General features: G+C 44.1%; 25 protein-coding genes and 2 tRNA genes. 11 read left to right on the top strand and 16 right to left on the bottom strand.

Annotated features, from left to right (window positions below; all coding sequences use genetic code 11):
- The first annotated feature begins 5 nt into the window (after positions 1-5).
- The 11 genes from AAFX28_RS16970 (at position 6) to AAFX28_RS16920 (ending at position 7,072) form a co-directional block, all read left to right on the top strand.
- Positions 6-317, top strand: coding sequence for a hypothetical protein (locus AAFX28_RS16970; protein WP_251768338.1), 312 nt, complete (start codon positions 6-8; stop codon positions 315-317).
- Complete coding sequence (locus tag AAFX28_RS16965) at positions 310-609, top strand: hypothetical protein (RefSeq protein WP_124940022.1); 300 nt, start codon at positions 310-312, stop codon at positions 607-609. Before AAFX28_RS16970 ends, AAFX28_RS16965 begins: the two co-directional genes overlap by 8 nt.
- 254 nt (positions 610-863) lie before the next feature.
- Positions 864-3,626 (top strand): toprim domain-containing protein, encoded by a 2,763-nt coding sequence (locus tag AAFX28_RS16960; protein ID WP_239875472.1) that lies wholly within the window; start codon positions 864-866, stop codon positions 3,624-3,626.
- An 11-nt stretch (positions 3,627-3,637) separates the two neighbouring features.
- Entirely contained in the window at positions 3,638-3,838 is a 201-nt protein-coding gene (locus AAFX28_RS16955; RefSeq protein WP_408689378.1) for a 3'-5' exoribonuclease domain-containing protein, read from the top strand.
- Positions 3,822-4,232 (top strand): 3'-5' exonuclease, encoded by a 411-nt coding sequence (locus AAFX28_RS16950; protein ID WP_408689376.1) that lies wholly within the window; start codon positions 3,822-3,824, stop codon positions 4,230-4,232. Before AAFX28_RS16955 ends, AAFX28_RS16950 begins: the two co-directional genes overlap by 17 nt.
- Positions 4,207-4,497 carry a DUF3850 domain-containing protein gene (locus tag AAFX28_RS16945; RefSeq protein WP_408689374.1) on the top strand — a complete coding sequence of 97 codons (291 nt, stop codon included), beginning with the start codon at positions 4,207-4,209 and terminating at the stop codon, positions 4,495-4,497. The genes AAFX28_RS16950 and AAFX28_RS16945 overlap by 26 nt, the downstream gene beginning before the upstream one ends.
- Complete coding sequence (locus AAFX28_RS16940) at positions 4,494-4,751, top strand: hypothetical protein (RefSeq protein WP_124940017.1); 258 nt, start codon at positions 4,494-4,496, stop codon at positions 4,749-4,751. Before AAFX28_RS16945 ends, AAFX28_RS16940 begins: the two co-directional genes overlap by 4 nt.
- Entirely contained in the window at positions 4,738-4,983 is a 246-nt protein-coding gene (locus tag AAFX28_RS16935; protein ID WP_408689372.1) for a hypothetical protein, read from the top strand. The genes AAFX28_RS16940 and AAFX28_RS16935 overlap by 14 nt, the downstream gene beginning before the upstream one ends.
- Positions 4,984-4,995: 12 nt before the next feature.
- Positions 4,996-5,499, top strand: coding sequence for a PadR family transcriptional regulator (locus AAFX28_RS16930; RefSeq protein WP_408689371.1), 504 nt, complete (start codon positions 4,996-4,998; stop codon positions 5,497-5,499).
- 197 nt (positions 5,500-5,696) lie between these two features.
- Entirely contained in the window at positions 5,697-5,891 is a 195-nt protein-coding gene (locus AAFX28_RS16925) for a hypothetical protein (RefSeq protein WP_284192779.1), read from the top strand.
- 17 nt (positions 5,892-5,908) lie between these two features.
- On the top strand, positions 5,909-7,072 hold the full coding sequence (locus tag AAFX28_RS16920; protein ID WP_408689368.1) for a phage integrase central domain-containing protein: 1,164 nt from the start codon (positions 5,909-5,911) through the stop codon (positions 7,070-7,072).
- 131 nt (positions 7,073-7,203) lie between these two features.
- Here the strand turns inward: AAFX28_RS16920 and AAFX28_RS16915 are convergent.
- The 16 genes from AAFX28_RS16915 to AAFX28_RS16840 form a co-directional block, all read right to left on the bottom strand.
- Positions 7,204-7,280, bottom strand: a tRNA-Val gene (locus AAFX28_RS16915).
- 47 nt (positions 7,281-7,327) lie between these two features.
- Positions 7,328-7,404: transfer RNA gene (locus AAFX28_RS16910), tRNA-Val, on the bottom strand.
- A 162-nt stretch (positions 7,405-7,566) separates the two neighbouring features.
- A complete protein-coding gene (locus AAFX28_RS16905) occupies positions 7,567-8,205 on the bottom strand; it encodes a sugar transferase (RefSeq protein ID WP_408689366.1) in 639 nt (212 codons plus the stop codon).
- A gap of 10 nt (positions 8,206-8,215) precedes the next feature.
- Entirely contained in the window at positions 8,216-9,403 is a 1,188-nt protein-coding gene (locus tag AAFX28_RS16900) for a glycosyltransferase family 2 protein (RefSeq protein ID WP_408689365.1), read from the bottom strand.
- Positions 9,400-10,488 carry a glycosyltransferase gene (locus tag AAFX28_RS16895; protein ID WP_408689364.1) on the bottom strand — a complete coding sequence of 363 codons (1,089 nt, stop codon included), beginning with the start codon at positions 10,486-10,488 and terminating at the stop codon, positions 9,400-9,402. The genes AAFX28_RS16900 and AAFX28_RS16895 overlap by 4 nt, the downstream gene beginning before the upstream one ends.
- Positions 10,489-10,618: 130 nt before the next feature.
- Complete coding sequence (locus AAFX28_RS16890) at positions 10,619-12,055, bottom strand: GumC family protein (RefSeq protein WP_408689362.1); 1,437 nt, start codon at positions 12,053-12,055, stop codon at positions 10,619-10,621.
- The gene (locus AAFX28_RS16885; protein ID WP_408689361.1) at positions 12,052-13,167 is read right to left on the bottom strand and encodes a glycosyltransferase family 1 protein; all 1,116 of its coding nucleotides are present in this window, start codon (positions 13,165-13,167) and stop codon (positions 12,052-12,054) included. Before AAFX28_RS16885 ends, AAFX28_RS16890 begins: the two co-directional genes overlap by 4 nt.
- Complete coding sequence (locus tag AAFX28_RS16880; RefSeq protein ID WP_408689359.1) at positions 13,160-13,891, bottom strand: acyltransferase; 732 nt, start codon at positions 13,889-13,891, stop codon at positions 13,160-13,162. The genes AAFX28_RS16885 and AAFX28_RS16880 overlap by 8 nt, the downstream gene beginning before the upstream one ends.
- 93 nt (positions 13,892-13,984) lie before the next feature.
- Positions 13,985-15,361, bottom strand: a complete 1,377-nt coding sequence (locus tag AAFX28_RS16875; protein WP_408689357.1) for an O-antigen ligase family protein — start codon at positions 15,359-15,361, stop codon at positions 13,985-13,987.
- Positions 15,358-16,785: a lipopolysaccharide biosynthesis protein gene (locus tag AAFX28_RS16870; RefSeq protein WP_408689356.1), complete on the bottom strand. Its 1,428-nt coding sequence runs from the start codon at positions 16,783-16,785 to the stop codon at positions 15,358-15,360. Before AAFX28_RS16870 ends, AAFX28_RS16875 begins: the two co-directional genes overlap by 4 nt.
- Before the next feature lie 21 nt (positions 16,786-16,806).
- Complete coding sequence (locus tag AAFX28_RS16865) at positions 16,807-17,988, bottom strand: glycosyltransferase (RefSeq protein WP_408689354.1); 1,182 nt, start codon at positions 17,986-17,988, stop codon at positions 16,807-16,809.
- A complete protein-coding gene (locus tag AAFX28_RS16860; RefSeq protein ID WP_408689353.1) occupies positions 17,981-19,186 on the bottom strand; it encodes a glycosyltransferase in 1,206 nt (401 codons plus the stop codon). The genes AAFX28_RS16865 and AAFX28_RS16860 overlap by 8 nt, the downstream gene beginning before the upstream one ends.
- Before the next feature lie 136 nt (positions 19,187-19,322).
- Positions 19,323-20,375 carry a glycosyltransferase family 4 protein gene (locus AAFX28_RS16855; protein ID WP_408689351.1) on the bottom strand — a complete coding sequence of 351 codons (1,053 nt, stop codon included), beginning with the start codon at positions 20,373-20,375 and terminating at the stop codon, positions 19,323-19,325.
- Positions 20,356-21,813 carry a sigma-54-dependent transcriptional regulator gene (locus tag AAFX28_RS16850; protein WP_408689350.1) on the bottom strand — a complete coding sequence of 486 codons (1,458 nt, stop codon included), beginning with the start codon at positions 21,811-21,813 and terminating at the stop codon, positions 20,356-20,358. The genes AAFX28_RS16855 and AAFX28_RS16850 overlap by 20 nt, the downstream gene beginning before the upstream one ends.
- A gap of 27 nt (positions 21,814-21,840) precedes the next feature.
- Entirely contained in the window at positions 21,841-24,150 is a 2,310-nt protein-coding gene (locus tag AAFX28_RS16845) for an ATP-binding protein (protein WP_408690895.1), read from the bottom strand.
- An 11-nt stretch (positions 24,151-24,161) separates the two neighbouring features.
- Complete coding sequence (locus tag AAFX28_RS16840) at positions 24,162-24,962, bottom strand: phosphate/phosphite/phosphonate ABC transporter substrate-binding protein (protein WP_408689348.1); 801 nt, start codon at positions 24,960-24,962, stop codon at positions 24,162-24,164.
- Positions 24,963-24,966 lie beyond the last annotated feature (4 nt).

The following is a 24,966-nucleotide window of genomic DNA, read 5'->3' as shown; positions in this document are numbered from 1 at the left end:
TAGGTATGGAAACAGTGCAAAGTATTGAAGAAATGGTACTGCAGATGCGCAGAAATGCATTAGCCGCTGCCATGCGCAATATCAATCTGCATGTATTTAACGGTAGGGCGAGCGCAATGCGAATGGCGGAATACGTAGCAGAGCGGTTAAACGTGAGGCCTACCGATATTCGCTTATGGCTGACAAGTGGAGGGGTTCCTGAGCAATACGCTGAACAGCTTCTTGAAGTGCTTAACGAGAATTCAGTTTGGCGTCGTCATCAAATCCTACCCTCCAAACGTTTAGCTACAAACTACATGGAGGCGGCGTATGCCTGAAGCGCTAATGGCTACGAGACTTAGTGCACCTCAGCGAGCGTGTCTATTTAAGCTTGAGCAGCAAATGGTTCGTCAAAAGGGGTTTATTAATCGTGAAGCTTTTGTTGATGAACAAGATTCGGTGTTTAAAGAGTGGCAACAGGCAGGACATATAGAGCTTGATGAGCAAGAGATTCACCACCTCGATCAAGAAGAGGTGATGAATCTGCAACTCACACACAGTTGCCATATGAGTCATGAGCTATGGATAACCGCGGCATGTTTAAGGCGGCTTTATGCCTATGACCTGTAAACCCTATAAAGGCTGGACTTGCCCTCTCTGGTTTTCCGAGCCGATTTTAACTCGCAGTGCTATGCCATCGGTCACTCTAAGTGAACTCGCTCCCGACAAGAAAAAGGCCGTGTGGGGTCGCATTCAACAAGAGTACCCACCGATGGCAAACCTGCTGAAGTCTCAAGAGTTTCAGCAGGTAAAGCAGAATTTAGAACGTCTTTTTGGCCCTGTATCCGTTGGGGTAGAACTACATAGAATTGGAGGCACGCTGTATGGCGTCCGCAGAACAACTAAAACAGATCATTGATTTACATGAGTTGGCTGACCGTTTGGGAATGGAGCGACCAGATCCTAATGGGAACTACCGAGCACCAGATAGACCTGACAAGCATCCAAGTGTCAGCATTTTTAATGCAGGTAAAGCTGGATATGAGATGTGGAAAGATCACACCTCTGGTGAAAAGGGCTCATGTATTGACCTCGTTATTTATTGTGGCCAGGCAACTGATACCAGTGAGGCAATGAAGTGGCTACATGAGGAATTTAATATTCCAACTGATGAAGTTGCGCCGCAGCCAAACAAGCCACAAAGCCAGCTGGCGTGGGTGGCTGACAAGCAGTTATCAATGGCATCTGATGCCAGGGCTTATCTTATTGACGAACGCGGCATTCCTGCTGAAGTGGTTGATATGTTGCAAAGGCGCGGAGCATTCGGTTATAGCGATTGGACAAACCCTAGCAAGAACGCAGGCGAACTTGGGTACGGTGGACCGGCTATTACGTTCCCAAGCCGATGCTTGTTTACCAATGAGATCATGGGTATCGATATACGATTTTTTGACCCGGCTCTAAACGGTGACAACAAGACTAAGGCTATGGGCGAAAAGCGTGGGTATCCATACATCCCAGACAAGGTTGCTTTGAAGCGTGCCAAAACGGTGATTGTAGTTGAATCTGCCATCAACGCGATTTCGGCTATCGCGGGATTTGACCCAAAGGGTAAAGGTAAATCTCTAACGACCGCTGTTGCTACTCGTGGCCTTGCTGTCGATGAAATTGACTGGAGATTCTTAGCAGGTAAACGTGTGATTTGTTGTTTTGATAACGATGAACCTATTGCTGAAGGACCTAGAAAAGGACATAGGCCCGGACCAGAGGCCGCTTGGATTGTTCACGAGAAATGCACCGCTCTAAATATTCCTTGCTTCCTTGTTGATCAAAAAAATGGCAAGTGGGAAGGGTTGAATGATTTGAACGACTTTCTCAAGAAACACGGCACATTTTTAACCAAGTGTACGCTAGAAAACAACTTGGAACAGTGGTTGGTCGCAGGTCAGGAAGGTGAGTTTGAAAATGCTCAATTTAAGCGTCTGCCACTTCCTCATCACGACCAAAGTCTTTATTGGCTGTTTAGAGTAAAGCCTGACTTCACGAGCTATTTAAAAATCGTAACCAACGAAGAAGGTGAACAGAAGATACCGCAAGATGTTTGTTCTTTTCGCATCGCTGGCTTATCGAAAGTAACTATTTCATCGGCTAACTCCGCAATGACAGGGGAGCCAGATTTACAGCCGACAAAAGTCTATTCGTCCACAATACAAACACCAGACTCACCCACAGAGTTGACACGCTTCGTAATGAAGCGTGAGCAGCTATACAACGTAGACGTATGGCGTAGAGTCGGTGGTGGGATTTTTAATCCAGGTAAGTTTACCCGAATGATCTCTATCCTCGAGCGTGCGACTCATATTGGTGAGCGCAGCGCAGTGAATTTCGTTGGCTTAGCTTGGCATAACGGGCAAGCGATTTTGAATGAAGGCCCTGACTCGTTCTTTACTGACCCAACACAGCAGTGCCCTTATCACAACCTTCAGTTCCCATCAGGAACACCAGAGCAAGGTCTTAGAGTATTAGAGGCTTATCATGCCACTTTTAAAAATAATGCCGCTCTGATGCTATTGGTTTGGGGGCTTGGCTGTCATATCAAAACATTTTTGGGCTTTTGGCCTCACTACATGCTGAATGCTGGAAAGGGCGCTGGTAAGTCAACGCTGGTTAAATCGCTAGAGCGTACGTTAGCGTTCACGATGTTCTCCGGCCAAAGTTTGAAAACCGAGTTCCGTTTGCTGACATCAATCTCACATACCTCTCATCCAGTAGGGTGGGAAGAGTTATCCGCACAAGGGCAAGGCGTGATTGATAAAGCGGTAGCGATGCTTCAAGAGAGCTATCAATACACCATTACTCGCCGCGGTACTGACATGACTGAGTTTCTGAGTATTGCGCCTGTTCTGCTAGCTGGTGAAGACGTGCCTGTACAGTCTTTGCTTGGAAAGCTTGTCCGTTCTGATTTGACCGGGCGCAAGGGTGACATGATTCCTGATGACCTGCCTCGCTTCCCAGTCAAAAACTGGATTTTATATCTGACATCTTACTCTCGACCTCAAATGAAACGCGCTTATCGAGAGTGTGTGGATTACTTATCCAAACGTTGTATGGCCAAGCCAGATGATAACGGTGCCAACCGTATGCGTGACAATTACGCCTGTTTAATGCTGGCTTGGCGTCTATTGTGCGAGTTTACAGGCGTTGCGAGTAACTACGGTCATTTTGTGCAGGACTTAGTAACGGAGATGAACGCACACATAAGAGAAACCGAGGCTGAACGTGAGCCATGGGTTTGGATCCTAGAGCTAATTCTTGGCGAGATGGATGCGGGACATTTCCGCCATCCGTATGCATTCGATTGGATTGAGGGTGAGCTATGTTTGCTGGTTCGCACTAGCCATATTATGCAGCACATCAGCCAAAGCCCTGCGCTCAAAGCGAAATTCGACAGTTTGCCAGTTAAGTCTGATCGCATTCTTAAAAAACAACTGAAGGAAGCAAAAGTGGTTCTGAAAGATGGCCACGAAAAATCAATTAATGGTAAGCGCGTCGCTAACTTTGTCGCTCTGGGAGTCGAGAACTTGCGTGAATTTGGTTTGTTCCCAGCTGTCCCAGACGATGTTCGTGAGAAAGAAACTAACCAATAAGGAAATAACTAATGAAAAACTTAATGATTGATTTGGAAACTATGGGCAATAGCAGCAATGCTGCGATCGTTTCAATTGGAGCTTGTTTTTTCGAGCCTTCGACCGGAGAAATCGGAGAAAAATTCTCCCGCATTATTTCTCTAGAAAGCTTCTCAAGCATGTGGCTGTATCGATGCCAGTACAGTGCTTTGGTGGATGAAGCAAAGCAATGAGGCCAGAGCTGTCTTGAACAGTCGAGAAGCCGTGCACATAACATCAGCTCTACAAGATTTTCGCCAATTTACTAACGATGGTTTAGGTCAGCCTCTGGTTTGGGGTAATGGCTCATCATTCGATTGTGTAATTCTCAAAAACACCATTGTCCAGTGCCTAGGTGAGCAATATGTTCCTTGGCAATTTTGGAATGAACGTGACGTTCGAACCATGGTCGACCTTGGTAAAAGCATACTTGGTTTTGACCCTAAGCGTGACATGCCATTTGAAGGAATTCGCCACGACGCCCTATCTGATGCAATTCACCAGGCTAAGTATGTTTCAGCGATTTATCAGCGTTTGGCGGAAAGTACAAAGGGATTCAGCAATGACAGTGCACAAATTAAAAATTAAGCCGGATTATTTGAAAGCCATCATCGAGGGGAACAAAACCTTCGAAATTCGTAAGAACGACCGTGACTTTAAAGTGGGTGATCGAGTGTGTTTGGTTGATGAAGAGAACAAACGCTATATAGATATCATCATCAAATACATCACTGATTATGCTCAACAAGAAGGCTATATCGTTTTCTCGTTCGACTGGATAAGTGGAGGAAAGTTATTAGGCGAGAGCGGTGTGTTACCCATGAGTGTTGGCGAGTTTAGGAGGCTAAATTGAATAACTACATCGCTGCTTATTTGAATGACAATGGCGCCGTATCGGTGAATTCCAAAACACAAGAGATCGTTAGCATGCCACTTGGATCATTTCCGACCTTTGAACAAGCCGTGGAACACGCGTGTGATGTATTGGAGGGGCGAATAATAGGTCAGGGAGTACTGCATAGAGAGACTGGTTTTGGGGGATTCCTAATCTGTAATGAACCAGAGTTTGAGCAACTAAAAGAGGTGACAAAAGATGCCAAAAAGTAAACCACTTAATCATATCGCAAAAATGATTGTAGAAGTCTATGAAGAAGCGGGACTTGATAAGCCTTATATCAATGGCAAAAAGCATGATATGAGCAGCCATGAAAACAAATACGAGACGTTGGCCAGCGCCATTAATCTCGATGCAGGTAATCACAAGCGCTTAGCCACAAAGCTAGGTATTAGTTCATTGCACTTGGACGTGACAGTGAAAGTATTGAATCATCATTGTTAAAGAGGGAACACAATGCGTCTATCAAACTTACAACTCATCATGATGTCTGAAGTGAACCAGCAGCAATCAACGGGTTACGATTTAACTAAACTACTTCTAGATAAAGGTTGGAAGGCATCACACCAACAAATCTATCGTGATATGGCTAAGCTAGAGAAGTTGGGCTTGGTCTCTTTGGAATATGTACCGCAATCGGGCAAACCAGATAAGAAGTTGTACTTACTAACGCCAGCTGGCCAAGAGCAGCTGACTAATGCCTTAGATACTGAACCTTCAATTTCACGCATTCAAGATGAAGCTTTAGTTCACTTATTCCTAGCCAATGCCTACTACTTTGAGCAATTGGAAAACATGCTGAGTAATCAAATTACGAGCTTGAGTAAACAAGCTAAGAAAACAGATCCTTTGTCTGCTCTAGGTGTCTCTAGAGAACTTAACCACTTGAAATCTGAGTACGATTGGACTGTACAGGTTTTACAACAATTAAGTCTTCAAGAGGGCACAAAGGTAGCATAGACGGCAAAACTATGCTTATGGCTCCAACATACCTATGGGATCACCTAGCTTTTCCCATAGGTTTTATAACTCAACAGGCGGCAACCTGTGGAGCGAGTAATAAACGATTTGATTCTAAGTTATTGAATTTATTTCAATGGCTAATTTCATCCCATAGATTCACAGGTTTTTCGGCACTCTGTGGGAGAGGAACTTTTATGTTAATGAAACTCAACCAATGGCGAAAAGAACGATTTCCAAAAGGAGGTGCGCCGGATGTACGTATCTGTCGTAGGGAAATTGATTTGGGTACGTTGCCAGGTAAGAAAATTGGTCACACATACTATGTTGATATTGAGAAAGAGAAACAAGCGTCGGGCGATCCAATGCTCGACGATCTAATGCAACATTGAATAATTTTGAGGTGACCGTGCCTAGACCAAGAAAACTTGAAAACAGAGGCCTACCTGAAGGCCTCTATCATAAAGGCGTTAAAGGCTATGTATTTAAGCGAGTAGATAACACCTGGAAATCTTTAGGCCACGATAAGGCTAGGGCTGTAGTACTAGCAAAGCGTTACAACGCAACGTTTCGTGTGGATTCCGAATTGACTCATGTGATAACAGAGTTTTGTCCAAAGAAAAGCTCATCAAATGGCTCTCCGCTTTCCGAGTTCTTTGAGCGTCTACGAGTTCGATATGAGGAAGATGAGCAACCATCAAAAGAGACTCTAACGTTATTTCTAAATAGGTTGAGTAAACTTGAGGAAGTACTGGGGGATCGTGTTGGGGATAGCGTAACACTGAGTGATGTAAACCATGTGCTAACGTTGTTCGCAACTGATAAGTCAAACGAAGTTTACAATCGCTGGCTTGGATTTATGGTAAAGGTGTTCGATTACGCACTCGATGAAGGAGTAATGACTGACAATCCTGCGCGCAGGAAGAAAAGTCGCCGGATCGAGGCTAAGCGTAGAAATCGTCTTTCACTGACAGAGTATAAGGAAATATGGCTCGCAGCGCCGTTATGGTTGAGAACAGCAATGGCCTTATCTATTGAAACAACTCACTCAGTCAATGAAGTGTGTTCAATGAAGTACGCTGATTTTGAACAGCTGAATCAGCCTATAGTAGAGCAGGGCCTGAAAATTTATGGGTATCTCAAGGTTCATCGACAGAAGGTGAAAGATAAAGAAGCAAGCAGAGTTCGAATACCTGTTACAGCGTCGTTACTTCAAATCATCCGAACAAGTAGAGAAGATGGCATCGCTTCGCCTTATATTGTGCATCGTATTCCACTCAAGCGAAGTAATGAGGTGAGTCAAAACTGCGATCATTATACTCAAGTGAACAAAAAGTATCTTAGCAAGCAGTTCTCGATCGTACGAGACAGAGTCGGTGTTCAAAACCACCTAACTTCTGACCGAAGGCCTACTTTCCATGAAATAAGGGCATTGAGTATCCACCTATATGACAAAGCAGGGTATGACCCTCAAGCTAGAGCTGCCCACACAGATTCGCGCAGTACAGAAGTTTATAAAGAGGGTCACATTCACTGGGTTACCGTACCAGCAGCTGAGCTTTCGGTAGTGTGAGTTTTGGAACCATTTTGGAACCGTTTTGGAACCAGTCTCATTGGGCTGGTTTTTGTTATTCAGTTCTGTGAATGATGATTCACTAAAGATACAAAAAAGCCTACTAAAAATAGTAGGCTTTCTTCGAAATTTGGTGGGTCCGGGCGAACTCGAATCGCCGACCCCCGCCATGTCAAGGCGATACTCTAACCAACTGAGCTACGGACCCAAATTTTGTTCAGTGCATTTCTAACTGAATAAAAATGCTTTAAGGAGTGGTGGGTCCGGGCGAACTCGAATCGCCGACCCCTACCATGTCAAGGTAGTACTCTAACCAACTGAGCTACGGACCCATTCCTTAAGAACGAGATGGATGTTACCGAGAGTTATTCAATCCTGCAAGGGCATTTTTAACGATTTGAAGCCGTTTGCTTTATAACTAATCGAATTGTTGTTGTTTTATCCGTATCGTTTTTGAAAATGTGCGTTAAATCACGCACATAGTTAGACTTAATTTACTGACCGCGCCCATCGAACATAACAACAATAGTTCGAGTGATGATCGAAATATCCATGGTAAGCCATGATTTCATTGAGCATAGAGATAGCGCATAACTATGGTCATAACCCACTTTTCGGCGTACATCATCAATGCAAGTGTCGTAACCTTGGTTTACTTGGGCTAACCCTGTAATACCAGGCATAACCCCATAAGTACGATCGGCAAAGTAAGGAATCGCATTTTCTAGTTTTTGATAGAAACTTGGGCGTTCAGGGCGAGGACCGATCAAAGACATATCTCCCAACACAACATTAAATAGCTGAGGTATCTCATCGAGTCGAGTTTTACGTAAAAAGCGGCCGACAGGTGTGATACGCGGGTCATTTTCAGTGGCCCATACTGCGCCTGTTCTTTGCTCCGCATCTTGATACATGGTTCTAAACTTAATGATTTCAAAAAAGACCATTTTATCTGGTGTCGATTTACCGACACGTAGCTGTTTATAAAATACAGGACCAGGTGAGGAGGCTTTGATTGCAATCGCAATAACAGGAATAAAGGGCGAAAGTAGCAACAACCCAAACAGTGCACCAAACAGGTCGAAGAGTCTTTTGGCTAACCAGATAGACATATGATTTGAAACATTGCTCATAATATACTCCTTATTGGTCTACGCGAGACCATTTTCCTGATTCAAGTCCGAACAAATAACGAAGCCCACCAATGAAGTTGGCGTAGTGGCCAGCAACAATGTAAAGAATCACTTTGCAGGTTTTGTGGCAAAAAATGTGTGGAAAGTAATAGCTCAGTAACGCAATTGAATAGAGTGCGATTTGAGCAACCAGTGCTGCGGAGAATAGGGGATTCTCGATAAGCCAAATCGACGAAACGAAACATAAAATCAATAGGTAAGGCGTTAACAAACGTAGACCTTTACCCGAAAGGAAAGCAAACGCTATTCCACGGTACTTGGGTAGAAACATGTCAGACAAACGAATCGCTTGCTGCATGTTCCCCGCAGAAATACGAAGTCGGCGGCGAAAGTCATTTTCTTGGTTGGTGGGTTCTAGCTCCAGTGCGACCATATTCGGTTCATAGATTGCAGAATATCCTTTTCGAACGATGCTCATAGGGATGATGAAGTCATCATTAATCGTGTTGGTTTCCATCTCTTCAAAAAGGTGGGTTCGAAACATATAGAAAGCCCCGTGAGCGCCAAGAGTAGAGCCCAGCGTTGCTTCGTTCATTTTGACTTTACTCTGATATTTCCAGTATCGATTCTCGCCTTCGTTATGACTATTAAATAGTTGGTAATGACCGTTGACGACACCAGTTTGAGGGGTTTCGAAATGTTTATTCGCTATCCAAAGCGCGTCAATAGAAATGAGTGCGGACACGTCACTTAAGGCGACAATATCACTTGAGATTGTTTTGAGCTGTTGATTGACTAAAGCGACCTTGCCTTGGTTTTGGGTAAACGCGCGTATTTCGAAATGAGTGTCTGCACAAATCGCTTCTTGGATAGTTTGCTCGGCGATTTCTACCGTGTCATCACTACAACCATCACATGCAATGATCACCTTTAATTTGTTTCTTGGGTAGTCGAGAGAGGCGATATTGCGAATTTTGTCCGCGATCCATTGCTCCTCGTTATATGCCGGAATCAAAATTGTGATCGTTAGGCAACGACGATCGCTTTTTATCGCTCGATATCCACGTACTTTATGTTTTATTGACTTAAGTGGGTGGTGACGAGAGTACCAATTTAAAAAAATAGGGTAGCCCACATGGTGATAAACAATTAAGAGGCTACACACCACAAATATGACTGAAACGATGAGATCGATCATGCGGTTTTCTCCTGTGCTAGCGAGTGATAGGCCTCAATCATTGCCTTTATGTTGTTGTGTTTGAGTACAAATGTTCTTGGTGAAACATCAGACTTGTTCGAAAGGGCGTGAAGAATACCGCTAGCAAGGGACAGTGGATTATCACTCTTAACGGATAACCCAGTTGTTGGACATAGCGTCTCTTTCGTTGCACCTACGTCTGTTGCAATAGTCGGTATGCCGCAAGATTGAGCTTCGAGTGTAGAGAGTGGGAAACCTTCACTGCGAGAGGGTAAACAGAACACATCCAAACATTGATAGAAGCGTGGCATGTCATCAACCAAGCCTAAAAAGGTGACTTTGTCCTCTAAGCCTAGGTCAGTAATTAACACATTAAGGTTGTCACGCTCGCTACCGTCACCAGCGATTACGAGGTGGGTATGTTTAGGAAGAGAGCACATTGCTTCAATGAGCAGATCATGGCCTTTTACTTTCTCTAGACGGCCCGCACAACCGATTAGAACCTTATCGATAGGGAGTCCAAGCGCTTGTCTGGCAAGAAGCTTTGCACCTGGTTTGAAGGTTGAACAGTCAATGCCATTTTTAATTACTGTGACGCTATTTACGTTGAGTTGTTTTACGATCTGGTCACGAACAAGGCTGGCATCTGCAACCAGAGTCGGTTTGGCAATTTTAAGAGCAAGCCCCTGAAGTGAGCGGTGTTTACGGCTAGAAAGATGCCAAGCATCATGTTCGGTATGAATTCGGATGTTAACGCCAGCGAAGCGAGCAGCGATAGCGCCATAGATCACAGGGCCAATATGGTGTGTATGAACAACTTTTGGTTTTAGGGTTTTAAATAGCTTATACAGTTGAAAGAGCGTTTTAAATTGGTAGCCTTCAGGTTTGTTTAGAAAAACAAGTTGATCTTGTACTGGTTCTAAGCGAGGCCATTTAGCGATTGCTTCTTCTTTGGTCCCTTCCAAACTTATGATTAGAACGTTGTCCCGGTTAGGGGAATGACTCAGCATATTGAGCGCCAACGCCTCTAGTCCGCCTGGGGCGAGATGTTGAACAACGTGGATGGTAGTTGAACTTCGAATCATACTGACTCCTGAAAAACTCTTGTCCTACAATCAATAGAGCATTAAGTGTGCCAAGTAATAAGAGCTTTAAAATCAGTTTATTAGCGCTATTTCTCCTTTTTAGGGTGTTTATGTTTCAAATTGAATTGCGTTATGAATGATAAGGTTTGATTTTAGGAATTTGGGTGAGCATTGGCGCTTTGGTTATCTGTTCGATCTCTTCTTTTCTTCTTACGGATGAATCAAACAATTCAATGAGGATAGCAATACCACTACCTAAACCAATACCAGCGAACAGACCAGCAATGATAAATACAATAATAGGTAAATTGGATGGGCGACTTGGTGTGTATGGAAGGTCGATAATCTTAACGCGTTTGTTTTGCTCGAAGATACCGAGTGAGCCAGTAAGTTGAGCCATTTCGTAACGTTGAATAAGTTCATCATAGAGCTGGCGTTTAATTTCTGCATCTCGTACTAAACGGTGCATCGTTTTCGCATTATCACCAAAGCGATTGGCTTCTTGTTCTAGCTCTGTGATCATTGCTTCAAGGCTTTTGGTTTCTTCTGTGAGGGACTCATATCGGCCTCTAACTAGCTGCAAGCTATGCAGTTGAGTGACAAGCAGAGGCTGGACATCACCATACTCGCGAATTTTGGTGCTACTGGCAATATCCCATAGCTGTTCACTACTGATGTTTGGCTGCTCGGTTTGAATGAGTAATTTACGTTCGTTCTCTAAACGACGAAGCTCACGCTCTTTACCTTGTACTGCGCTGTGGCTGTCGGTGTATTTGGCTCTCAACAAGGTAAGCTGGCTTCTAATATCGATGATCTGATCTTCGATTTTGCCAACGACAGGGTTCGTTTTAGAGAGCTGTTGATCTAGCGAACCGAGACTACGTTCAACACCAGCAAGTTCCGCTTTTTTTTCGGCATAACTTTGTTTGAGCGATGCCAGTCGACCTAATGCCTGGCTTTGCATTTCTGGAGTGACCGAGGCGTAACGGTTTTTGAACTCGGCGAGTTCATTCTCAGCTTCATCAAGCGCCATTCGACGTTTTTCAATATGTATCGCTAAGAATTCTGATGAGTCTTTGATTGATGAACGCTCCGGGGCGAGTAGCTGTTCAATAAAGTGTTCACTGACAGACTCAAGCATTTCTTTCATTCCTTCCGGCGACGGTGAAGTCAGTGAGATCTTCAAGAAATCCTTCCCGGGTTGAGTGACTGAGAGGCTGTTAGATAACACACTAATGATGTAGTCCTTTTCGGCAGGTTTCATCTCATCGTTTATCAGGTTGTGCTCTTTGGCGACAGCTGTGAGAACGTGACGACTTTTAAGCAAGGTACTCAATGCGTTGAGGCGCTCTTTCAACATAGTAGAGACCGCGATATCTTCGAGGAAAGGGTTCATTTTGGCCGTCTCTTGGATAAGCATGGATGTATGAGAGACGTAGCTTGTTGGAGCCATTTTTCCGATGAAATAGCCAACAAATGGTAAGATAAGAATTGGAACCACGATGATGTATCGTTGGCGCCACGCCCCGTTGAGTATGATGATTAACCTTAGTTTAAGCTCGTTCATAGTGACTCCAACATTTCGTGAACTAACTGGCTTCGCGAGTCCCAGCTATTGTCCCCAATATTAGCGGGTGGAAAGTTAGATTGGCCTGTTTCCAAATGACGAAGCGCGTTGGAAAAGCCGTCAACATTTGTAATCACGTCTACATAGTCACTATATGGTGTTAGTGCAGGGAAAGGGGTGCTAATGACGCGGCTGTTTGCGGCTAGATATTCGAGTAATTTCAGGGGACTGCAAGAGGCAATTTGGTCATTGGCTAAGAACGGAAGTAAGCTAACATCCCAGTGTTGGCTGTATTTTGGCAATTCGTGATGTGCTCTAGGTCCAAGGTAATGAACATTACTTAACTTAGGTAGCGGGTTGTATGAAAGCTCAATAGGCCCAATAAATACAAACTCCCAGTCAGGGTTAGCACGGCAGACTTGATCAAGTAAGTCGTAATCTAACCAGTTTGATAGGCTGCCATAGAATCCAGCGATTTTTTTATTTGCGCTGGGAAGGTCTTCAGCTCTTGGTACAGGTGTGCTGAAAAGGGCGGTATCAACGCCATGTGGAACATAACGAGTTTTGTTTTGTGGAAACTTAGTCAGCAAAGTAGAGCTAGCTGCAAAAATTAGGTCTGCTTGCGCTACAAGTTTTGACTCATGCTCAGATACGACACTATGGTCCACTCCGGCTAACGATGAAAAGTCATCGCCGCAATAATACACTACTGAAGACTCCCCTAAGCTACCACATAGGTCAGCAGCGGTAGGGAGCGAGCTCCACAATACTGGCTTGTTTAGTTTCAGTGCTTCAACGATAGGTCTCAACTGAGCACATATCAGTGACTTAGCTATGTAGCGAGTTAATGAAGAACCTGGTGCTGGAATCGTGCGTAAATTGACTACAGTGATATTTTCAGGTGTCTGTTCAGAGCTTTGATAACCGTTTTTCCCTTTTCCAAACAGTTTATTGATTGCACGCCGTAAATCATGAAGGTTGAACTTTGGCTGGCGTAAGCCTATTGAGTTAACCCAAAGAATACGACGTTGCTTCGCTAAGCGTGTAACGAGATGCTGTGTGCTTGATGGAAGACCACCAAAATCTTCGCCGAATACAATAAGATCACGCATGGCTACCTCCTTGTATATTCAGTTTTTTGATGACTCTAGCTGGGTTCCCTGCAGCAACAACGAATGGGGGAAGGCTTTTTGTGACGACACTACCAGTACCTACAACAGTTCCTTCGCCTATGGTGACATTGGGACAAACCGTCACATTGGTGCCTAGCCAAACATCTTTCTTCAAGATGATGTCTCCAACATCGCAGTCTCGGTCTCCCACACCTTGAGCTCGAAGTTTTGGATCCATTGAGTGTCCAGAATAGCCAAATAAGAAAGCGCCACCTGCGATACGAACATTGTCTTCAATCACAACTTTACCGCCAACAGCGATGGTGCTTTGCCAACCAATATCGACGTTGCTACCAACGATAAGCTGTGGTTGCTGGCTTTGAGGACGAGCGCTAAAGGTGGTTTTTCCGGAGATTCTACAATCATCCCCTAGAGTTATCGAAAGTGGACCTGAAACAAAAGGAACACCACCGAATAAATAGAGTCTGCGGCCATGTGCAGCGAGCTTACCTTTGAACGCGGGTGTGTGAATAAGAACACGAGCTAAGCTTGAAAACAGCGTTAAGAGTGTTGAGTAGGTCATTGCGATGAAGCGATTTAAGAACCTTGGAGTAGGTAAATCACACGCTCTGATCACTTTTAAAGCATGAAACACTCGGCGAAAAGATGGGTTGTTATGGTTTTTTAACCAGTCCTTAAATCCATGGGCTTGTTGTACCAACATAACGCTCTCCTTTTTCTATTTGAGTAAGAGCAGTATCATGTTGCATGCCAAAATAAAAAGACTTAAATAACAGTGGGTTACTGGTTGGGTGTTCTAACTTTCTTCGCTTTTCTCAAATTGAGAATACTTTTGAGTAATCCGTGAGAGGGCGATACATAGGGCTGCGAGTATATAAATTGGCCAAGTGAAGCCTTGTGTGAGGAAAGTGCCAGATACGATAGTGCCAATGACACCCGCATACACTGCTAGTGCTGTGGCTAAAAGGTAGGGTGAGGCATCCTTCCCATGTTTATCGAGTAACCTTAGAGTTTCGCGACTGGTTTTGATCAATGATGCGATGATGCCAATAAATACAATCAAACCAAGGAATCCTGTTTCAGCTAACACACCAAACCATGTGCTGTGTACTGCATGGTTTAATCCATCCCAGTGTGGGCTATAGAAAAAATAATTCGCGTAAAAATTGTTTAGTCCAACACCTGTTAATGGGTTATCTAACGCCATCTTAAACGCCGCTTCCCATGCATATAATCGTCCCATAGCTGAAGCATCAATCCCTTCTTCTGCTGCACCACCTGATTGTCTATCAGAGATACCAGCCATTGCGAAAAGGGCGAGCAGTCCAATGGTTGCAATTAGCATCAGCAAGGTTTTTGATTTAATTATTCGTAACCCGAAGATCCCGAATACGGCAATAGAACCTAATAAGCCACCACGGCTTTGTGTCGCAATCACTGCCGCCATTGCTAAAACTAAACAGGCGAAACCAATGACACGAGAAACCCCGATGCCTTTAGTGACGGCGAAGCTAATGGCAAAAGCGAGAGGGAACATCAACACTAGCGATAAGTCGTTTGGGTCGCCAAGGACTGAACCAAGCTGGCGGCCAATGGTGACACGTGAACCCTCAACGATGCCTATTCCATTTGCTGAGTTGTAGAGAGCGACACATGCGATGAGCAATCCCGCGAGGATAATTAAGGTCGCGATTTTTTTTACCGACTGCTCACTGTTAACAAGCCACGCAATCGCTAAAGTCATCACAATGATTTTCCAATAGATATTTTTAAAATAGGTAATGGCTAATCCAGGGTTAGACGATAAGACTGCACCTATAACAACTAACAACCAAAAGAGCGTGAGCCAAGTGAAACTAGTGTGCCAATAGGTTGTAAGTTGACGGCTGATTAAGCTATGCCATAACAGTGCGGATAATGCGCCAAGGGACAGTAGTAGTGGGATCTTCAACGAGTAGAGAGCGGGTAATGCTTCATGTATACGAAAGAAGGAAAACAGAACAAACAGACTCACAAACCAAAAGGTCTGGTTCAAAACGAAGAGGATCCCAAGTGGGGCAAAACAGAGCACAATCACTAATAAAGGATGAGGAACAACAAGCCAAACCCCACCTAGCAGCAAGCAAAGACCAGTCATGTACATTGACGCTTTAGTGCGCTCAGCCGCAGTCATTGTGTTCGGCCCATGTAAGTTTGAATGACCACATATGCATTTTTGAATGTAGAGGCTTTAAGCAGTTTCACTCTAAGTGCGTAAGCGACGAGTGCGAGAGGTTGAAGGAATAGCATAAGTAATGAGAGTTCAACATGTTGTTGATAGCGGCTGGTAACTAAGAACAGTGTTGATAGTAGAACTAAACCAAACACCGCCGCAGTTTGATACTGAATCGGAGCGAGTAATTGGCTACGCCAATAGGTCGCAATAAATCGACATACTTGGCCAAGAACCAAGGACAAAAGAATAGCCTCGATACCTAAACCAATTGTCGTAGCGCAAACTGCGAAAGCAATGAGTGTCGCACAGACGTTGATTACTAAAAGTTGTGAGGTTTGTTTTTTGTATAAGATGCCGAAGTTAGTAAACTCCACAAGCTCTTTAAACAGCATCATACAAATAGTCAGACTGACATAAGAGGCGGCGAGCTTGTAAGCTTGTGGCAACGCAAACCATATAAAGACCTGACTCAGCCACGAAACAATAACCGCAATAATACAAAGCACAATGATCCCTTGTTGGGTAATCTGCGCCGTGTGTTTGGCACCGAATCGCTCCATTGAATCGAACCTTTTAGGCATCCACCACATATGGAAAGGTTGGATTAGAATTCCGACACCTAAGGCAAACTTGGCTGCAATGGCATACATACCTAAGGTCTCTAAATCTGTTGTTCCTGCGATTATCCATCGCTCAGCACCACTCAAACCAAATGCAACAACACCTGACAGCATTAACGGAGCAGAATAGCTAACATAGTGTTTAAACTGCGAGTAACTCGGTAATGAGAATTTAAACCCAATCTTAAGGTGTAAGAATAAATACTGACCAAATGTGCACAACACGTTGAGTGCGAAGATCACAACAACATTCGGTTCTAAATTGAGTACGACGACTAATAGTGCTACTTGGATAATCACAGTCGTAACGCAAACTTTGAAAAACAGGGTCGCTTTATTTTTAAGGCGTAGCCATGCAAGATTGATTGCCAATGGCGCTTCATAACATAGGACTAAAGCAATCAAATACACCGCGCTGGTTGGAATCGATTCTGCGTGCAAAGGAAATAACCAATAAACTCCAAGCAGAGCGATACTTAAACTCACAGATAGTGTAACTGTTGAGCTATATAGTTGAGCGGCTTTGTTTTTTTGCTCATCTTCATTCTCTATCACACCAATAAATCGATATAGGTTCTCGTGCATAGCGAGCCCTATCACCAAGCTCACGAACATGGTTGTTACGCCAATCAGCTCGAGTTGTCCCAATTGAGCGGGTGACAAATAATAAGCCATTAGGGGCAGCGTAATGAGTGAGATGCCTTTCATCAGGACAACGCTGCATGCATATAGGCTGATACTTTTTAATTGCTTTTGGCTCATATGACTTCTCCAACCATGACACTATTGGTCGCAAATTCGCATAATTGGAGTGACAGTGTCACCATTTAGGTGCTGTGCAAAACGCAAATAACGATACTCTGCTTTATATTGTTGGGCAGTGGCTAAAGCGTTAGTTTGGCAGCGCTCAAGGACACGACTGTCGTTCGAAGCATAAAGTAGAGCGTTGACAAGTGATTGAGCGTCATCCGGCTGATATTTAATGCAGTTTTCATCATGTGTAAGGCGAGTATCCCAAAAAGCGCCATCTTGCGGGATGATAACGCACATACCCGCGGCAAGTGCTTCAAGAATAGAAAGCCCGAACGGTTCATTTTGACTGGTAGAAACAAATATATTGGATTGTGATCGGATGTAGTCCAAATCAGATGGGTCGTCATACCAATTTGTATGTCGAATATTGATTGGAGCATCAGATATCGGTAAGCATGTGTCTTTCGGCCGGATAAAACAGATATTGGCTGAAATTGGTCTAAACTCTGAACATGTTTTTAAAGACTCCACAAAGAGATCTAAGCCTTTCCATTTTAGCAGTGACGCAGCCCAAAAGCAGATAGGTAGGTGTTGCTGAGACTGAGTCGGCCAGCGAGACTCGGGTAGTCCATTGACAAACGATTGGTAGCTGGCGGATTTTAGGTAACACTCTGCTAACGAATGAGTATCAGCAACGCCAGTAACGTTGGCTAAGTATACTTCTAATGCGGCTTTTAAGCTTGGTCGGGTAGAGGGCAAATAGAAAACCGCATCTGCCTTTGTTAAACAATAACCAATTGAGCGAGATACTCCCACGTTGCCGTGAACCATTTGCGTCACTTGGAATGAAAATAGCGCTTGGGCAAGGTAGATGGGCATATCGATTCCAGGGCCTGATGCACCAACTACCTGATGAACACGATTAAAGCGCAAAAGTGCCAACAGCAACTGACAAAGCAACAGGCATTGGTTGAGCCAATACAGGTAGCCTTGGTGGTGTTTCATTAGCCAAGCGCTATGCCAAATCTTGGTTACTTTGACGTCGTGCTGAGAGTACAGCTCAGTGCCTTCCCAATACTCAGGCTCAACGGTTAATACGACAAATTGGCAGCTAGAATTGTCACAGACATTCAGTGCATCACTCGTTGCGATTTTCGAACCACCTTTAAACGGAATCGGGTCAAATACTAACGTTGTGTTTCGGTTATCCATGTTGGCCTCCGAGTGTGAAGCGGTTCGCTAAGAATGTTTTAATTGGAGAAAATGTGTGCACAAGCGAGCGATTTCGGCTTTGAGGCTGGGTCAACAGCGTTCGGTACAAAGCTTCGATCTTGCGGCAGGAGTTATCGAGCGAGTGGTTGAGTGAAATGTATTTATACGCTTGAGTGCCGAGCCTTTTACATAAATTAGGGTTGGCAACCGCAATTCTCATCGCATTCGCCATCGGAGCGACTTTATGATTAGGGTAGAGAATGCCTGTTTTTCCATGACGAATGAATTCAGGGATGCCGCCTTCAAACGGTGCCACGATAGGGAGTTTAGCGAGTGCAGCTTCCGCAACAACCAGACCAAACGCTTCACTTCTTGCACCACTGACAAATGCATTACAACCTTTAAGCCAACCAACCACATTGTGTTGCTCTCCTACGAAGTGCACATGTTTGGAGAGGTGTAAATAATCAGACTGGAGCTCTAGTTCAGCACGTAATGGACCATCGCCAATCACAGTAAGGTGTACATGTGGATACTCTAACGTCACATGTCGCAGTGCGGTTAAGATGCGGTCTACACCTTTTCGTTTGATCAGTGAGCCAACCGTAGCAAAAACGAAGCTGTTGTTTGGTAGCGAAAGCTCTGCCTTCACATTAACGGCGCTTTGCGCTTCAAGCTTTTCAATATCGATACCGTTATGGATAACCGAAAGTTTATCTTCAGGGTATCCATCTTGAAATAACGGCTGAGCCACGTAGCGACTCACTGAAATGATATGAGGAGATAAGTGTAACCCTGTTGTCAAACGTTCTCTTGCGGGATATGGGCTATGAAGCTGCGTAACTAACGGGATTTTTTTTGCTCTGGCTGCTGCTAACATCCACTGACAAGGTGCTGCGCTGTTGACATGAATGAGGTCGATTCTTCTTCTCTCGATGATTGCACAGGCTTTTTTAAACAGTCGAAACCACTCTGTGACATCATATTTAGGCGCTTTCCAGCCAAGCAGAAGTGAGAAGTCTGACGCCTCTCCAGGAACGTAACTTTTATCAAGTTCGTTGAGTAGCGCTGGGTTATTTGTCCATACGTAAGGTTGGTACTGACGATTGTCCAGATAATGGATGAGGTCAAGCAAGCATTTTTCACTGCCACGTATCCAGTTATCACCGTAATGTACAAACAATATTCTCTTAGCCATAACCCGTTCCTTACATTGAAATTGCATCGATTCTTGTGTCGATGACAATGTCTAACGCAAGGGAAGTGCCAACAATGATGTTGATTTAAGTTGTTGTTTTTAAATTATTTATTTTAAGGATGTGATCGTGAAAGTTTTATTTCTCAATTTGAAAATCAGAATGACATTGAGAAGTGAAGTAAAGGTCGAGCAGCTGAGGTATCACAGCACTCGCAGAGTAGGCGAGTTTTATGGTTTGTCTTGCTTCAGTTTTGATAGACGCTAATTGCTTTGTGTCTAACGAAATAAACCGACTTAGGGATTCGTTGAGTTCATCCATTGAGCCTACAATAAACCCGTTTTGTTGATGCTGAATAAGGTGTGAAAGATTACCGATATCAAGAGATATCACAGGAATGCTGCGCCCCATTGCCTCAAGAGCCGTCATAGGTAGACCTTCATAACGAGAGCATATGATGAGAACTCTAATATTTTCCCATATCGCTGCCATATCAGTTTGATGCCCGTGAAAGGTAATGTTGCGAGTTGCTTCGCTTTGAAGCTCTGATGCCATTGGCCCATCCCCATACACATCAAAGTTTAACGTGGGGTTAAGCTGCGCTAATTTAAGGAAGCGATCTGGCCCTTTCTCTATGCTTAATCGACCAACGAACGCGATAGATGTACCGCTACTTTGGGGTAGATCATTATCATCGATGAAGTTATTGAACATGGCTGAACTAACAGGAAGCTTTTGAGATATCTTATCGCTCACTGAAATAGAATGATTTGAGACAAACGCGCTATAACGATCTATAGCATCGTAAATCCAAACTTTTCCGCTAGGAGTCTCGCCAGCATGATACGTTGATATTTGCTTCACACCAGTCAGAACTCTAGCTACCTTGCTTAGCAGACTCGCTTTATAACCGTGAGCATGAATGACGGCGGGGCGTTGAGTTTTGATCAAGTGAATAAAGTAGCGGAGGTAGTGAGTTTCAGGTTGGTTTAGATAGCCGACGTCAATACCCAAAGCCTGAAGTTTGTTGACCAGTTGTGGCTCTGATGAATAACGCTTAACTAACCATACTTTGACCGGGACTTTATGTTGCTTGAGCCCATTGGCGAGCTCAAGCAAATGAGTCTCGATACCCCCAAAAGTGAGGCTATCGACGATTAACCAGACTTGGTTAGACCGCTTGGTGTTCATCCTCTGCTTCCCAAGCTTGTTTTTTACGATAAACCGTTGAAGGGCTTAACTCTAAAAGAACGGCTGCATTCAAGACATTTCCATCACAATAATCTATGGCTTGTTGGATGGCCTCTCGTTCAATTTGCCACATAGGACGAATTGTCGCTGGTCGCTCTGGCACGTTTTCCACGATAGGTTGAGGGTTAGAGGGCATAGTCTCTTGGACAGGCAATTCTGGAGCAGTAGAAGCAGTGACTACTGGCGCAGGAACAGGCTTCGATTTCTGATTTTTTGTCACCTGATCCGGTAAGTGGGATAGGCGAAGGTGTGAGTCGTCATTAAGAACGACAATGTTGCGAATAATATTTTGCAACTGACGTACGTTACCTGGCCAGTTATAACGTTTTAATGTTGATTCTGCGTCTCTATGAATGGCAGAGAATTTTTTGCCATCTTCCTTAGCGTACAGTTTTAAAAAGTGTGTAGCCAAAGTCAGTATGTCGTTTCCGCGATCACGAAGTGGTGGCATATCGAGAGGAACAACATGAACTCGATAGTAAAGGTCTTCTCTGAAACGGCCTTCTTCAACTTCTAAAAGAGGATCGCGGTTGGTCGCACAAATGATTCGTACATCGACTTTCATCTCTCGGGTCGCACCGAGTGGAGTGAAGGTACCTGTCTGTAGGAAGCGCAGCAGTTTTTTCTGCATTTCCAGCTCCATTTCGCACAATTCATCAAGGAACAGTGTGCCACCATTCGCCATTGAAGCCGCGCCCTTGCGATCAGCAGTCGCACCCGTAAAGGCGCCTTTTACGTGGCCGAAAATTTCACTTTCCATAAGATCTTTTGGAATAGCGCCACAGTTAATCGCGATGAAGGGTTTGTCTTTGCGTTTACTTTCTTGATGTATCGCTTCTGCACATACTTCTTTACCGGTACCACTTTCTCCAATAACAAACACACTTGCAGTGGTTGGTGCAACAGAGTCTATGATTTTGTAAACACCTTGCATCGGTAGGCTTGAACCGATAAAGCCATGGAAGCGATTTCGATCGAACTTGTTTTCAATATCGTCGACAAGATTAGCGAGTTTGACTTGCTGTAGATGCAGAGCAATGGATGTTTTCAGACGGTCTGCGTTGATCGGTTTTTCTAAAAAGTCTTTCGCGCCTTTTTGAACAAGGTTTACTGCTAAATCGACAGAGCCATGCGCAGTTGCGATGACAACAGACGTTGGAATTTGACGCTCATTAATCCAGTCGAGGATCTCTTCACCGTGCATGTCGGGAAGCTTGAGATCAAGAATAACCAATTGTGGAATATTTCGTTCAATAAACGCGATGGCTTCTTTACCTGTCTCGACATGAAACAGGTCATACGGTTCATCTTTCACGTACTGCTTGTACAGAATAGCCAAAGACGTGGAATCTTCTATTAGTAATACTTTTGGTTTCATTAACGACATCCTATCTTTTATCAACCGCTATGACTCGGTAGATTCGCTAAATCCTTGTTGCTTACGTTCTTCTATAGCCGTAAGAGACTGAATGGCGAGTTGTCGAAGTTCATCTTTCAACATAAACGCCTCATCTTGGTTACCATCACGACATAAGCGTTCAATCTTTCTCGCCATATTGGATAAACTTCGATTTCCTAAGGCTAGGGCGGAGCTCCCTAAGGTATGGACTTCAAACTCCAATACTTCTTGATCTTTATCGTCCATTGCCTGATATATCTTACTTAATCTATCTTGAGACTCTTCAAGGTAGTGTTCAATAAGAAGAGGGATGACTTCGGCAGACGTATCCTCAATCATTTGTTTAATCACTTGCTCATCTACGAGTTCCAACTGATCTACTTCCTTGTTATTTTTTTCTTCTACCAATAGTTTATTTTTATATGCATTGCTCTGCTCATTCAATTGCTGTGTTTGCAATATTTGATCTGGCACTTCATCAGCATCATCACTTAAGAATAGATTAATTTTATCAACAAGTTGTGAGAGCCTTAGCGGTTTAGAAAGATAGTCGTCCATACCGGATGCTAAAAACTTCTCTTTATCGCCCGCAAGAGAGTGGGCGGTCAGCGCAATAATAGGTATTTGCGACGTTAGCGGATCTTCGAGTTCTCTAATAGCACGGCATGAAGCCATACCATCCATCTTGGGCATCGAAATATCCATAAATACAAGATCGTATTGGTATTGCTGAACCATCTCTAACGCTTCCAAGCCATTCTCCGCGATGTCGATATGATTGCCTAGGCGTTTAAACATCTCTCGAATGACGAGTTGATTCGCTCTGTTATCTTCGGCTACAAGGATACGCGCATCCTTTTTAAGCAGTTCTTGACGTGATTGAGTGCTTGGAGACGCGATCAGCTCATCGGTCACTTCTAAGCAAATATCAAAGGTAAAGGTACTACCCACATTGGGTTCACTTTTTACACGTACTTCGCCGTCCATTAGATTACACAGGCGACGGCAGATCGCGAGCCCAAGCCCTGAACCTTCTTTGCTTCTAGAGTAGGTCTGATCGACCATGGTGAATTCGTCAAATAAATAATTGATCGCGTTCTGGCTGATACCAATGCCGGTATCTTGAATTTCTACAGTAATTTGGGCTTTGTTATCGTCTAGCGAGTTTGAACATACTTTGATGGTGACACTGCCTTCATGAGTGAACTTTATTGCATTGCCTATTAAGTTCAGCAAGATCTGTTTTACGCGGTTTTCATCACCATTCACTTTACTCGGAACACTTCCTTCAATGTAGCAGTGCAGAATGAGGTTTTGGCTGGTTGCTGATGGTGTAAATGAATCGACCACGCTTTCAACACAATGACGGAAATCAAACGCTTTGTGTTCGAGTATCAATGTATTTGACTCCATTCGTGTGAAGTCGAGAATGTCATTGATGACCGACAATAGGAAATGGCCAGACTCGGTGGCAGTACTGACGAGTTTACGTTGTTCGTTGGTAAGCTCTGTCTCTTCTAGAATATTGAGAATCCCCAGCACTCCATTCATTGGTGTACGTATTTCGTGGGACATGGACGCTAAAAAGCGGCTTTTTGAATCACTGGCTTGTTCAGCGCCTTCTCTGGCTGCGGTCAAATCTTGATAGTCCTTTTCTAATTTTGCAGACATATCATCAAAAGCTTTTGTTACTTCGCCTAATTCGTCCTTGGAATGATTATTTAGCTGAAAGCCGGGGCCACTTTGACCAACGGTATTGACCGCGCTGGTCAGTCTGGTTAAACCGCGAGTGAGGTAGGTGCCTAAAATAAAAGAAAATATGGCAACTAACAGCACTTCCATTGTTGCAATGCCCACAATGGACTTTTGTGCTTGGGCAAGCATCGCCTTAATTGGGCCAGTTTCGAATCCTATATCAACGTACGCATACTCTTTTCCGCCGTTTTCAATTGGAGTACGTAAATCAAAAATGCCGTCATTGGCATCGTTTAGAGAAGTATCGTTAGACATTGAACGTTCTAATAATGACTTGTCACCCGCACAAGCGAGCTCTTTGCCATCACGTAAGACGCGGACGTAAGCGACATCTTCTAACGTCATAAACTCATTCACGAGATCATCTAAGGTCGCCAGATCTGTTGAAAGTACGGCATCTTTTGCTGCATGAGCAAACATGATCGCACTGGAGTTGGCACGCTGAATCAATTGCTTTTCATTTGAATCTGACAGAAAGCGCATGGCACTAAACACTAAAATCATAAGCACCACGATTTCAATGAGAGCAATCCCGATTACTGTTTTAGAACGTAACGTCATCATGAGTACCTCTAGTTAAGTACGTTGATGTCCAGTGCTCTGACATCGTCCCAGTCGCTATCTTGAGCGTTAATAAAGCCTTTTATATTGAGTGACTTGAGCTGTTCTTTACCAGAGGAAACTTGCTCCATTCTTTGCAGTGCACTTTGTATTTTTGCTGCTTGTGTAGCACTGATTCGAGGGTGGTATGCGATTGCGTGGGGTGTATAAGGTTGTGTCGTCCATAGCGGTGTAAGCTGCTCGCGTAACTCGTCTGGTATAGAGTTAAACGTGCGCATGACACCACCTCCAGCTGGATAAAACCCTCTTGCGACAGAAAGGTAGACGGAGTCATGGGATGAAACATAATCTGAGCTGAAACTAACACCAGCTTTATTCAAATCACTTTGAGTCAGTATGGTGGCAGCAAAAGCGGCCGGGGAAGGAAAGGCGAGCGTTTTATTATCGAGCTGCTCTAAAGACTCAATGCTTTGATCTTTACGCACAACGATGATCCCTTTGATGCGTTTATCTTTGGCCTTTGCTATCGCTTTATAACCAGGGTTAGCGCTGTAAACCGTATAGTGATAGGGGTTCATATAAGCAACATCATACTCACCGTTTGCTAGCCGTTTCTCAAAGGTCGGGATATCAGCAGCAGTACTAAATTCAATTCTTTGCCCAGTTTCTTGGGATAGGTACTCCATCACTGGTCCCCATTGCTCTGCTAATCGACTTGCCGACTGCTGAGGGACAATGCCAAAGGTTAAAGTTTCCTCTGCAACAGCCGAGCAGGAAGCGATGACAAGCGGAAGTAAGATTAGCTTTTTCATAATA

It is taken from the genome of Vibrio sp. TBV020 (genome assembly GCF_046056895.1).
Classification (GTDB): Bacteria; Pseudomonadota; Gammaproteobacteria; order Enterobacterales; family Vibrionaceae; genus Vibrio.
This window is presented reverse-complemented; position numbering and strand designations above follow the sequence as displayed.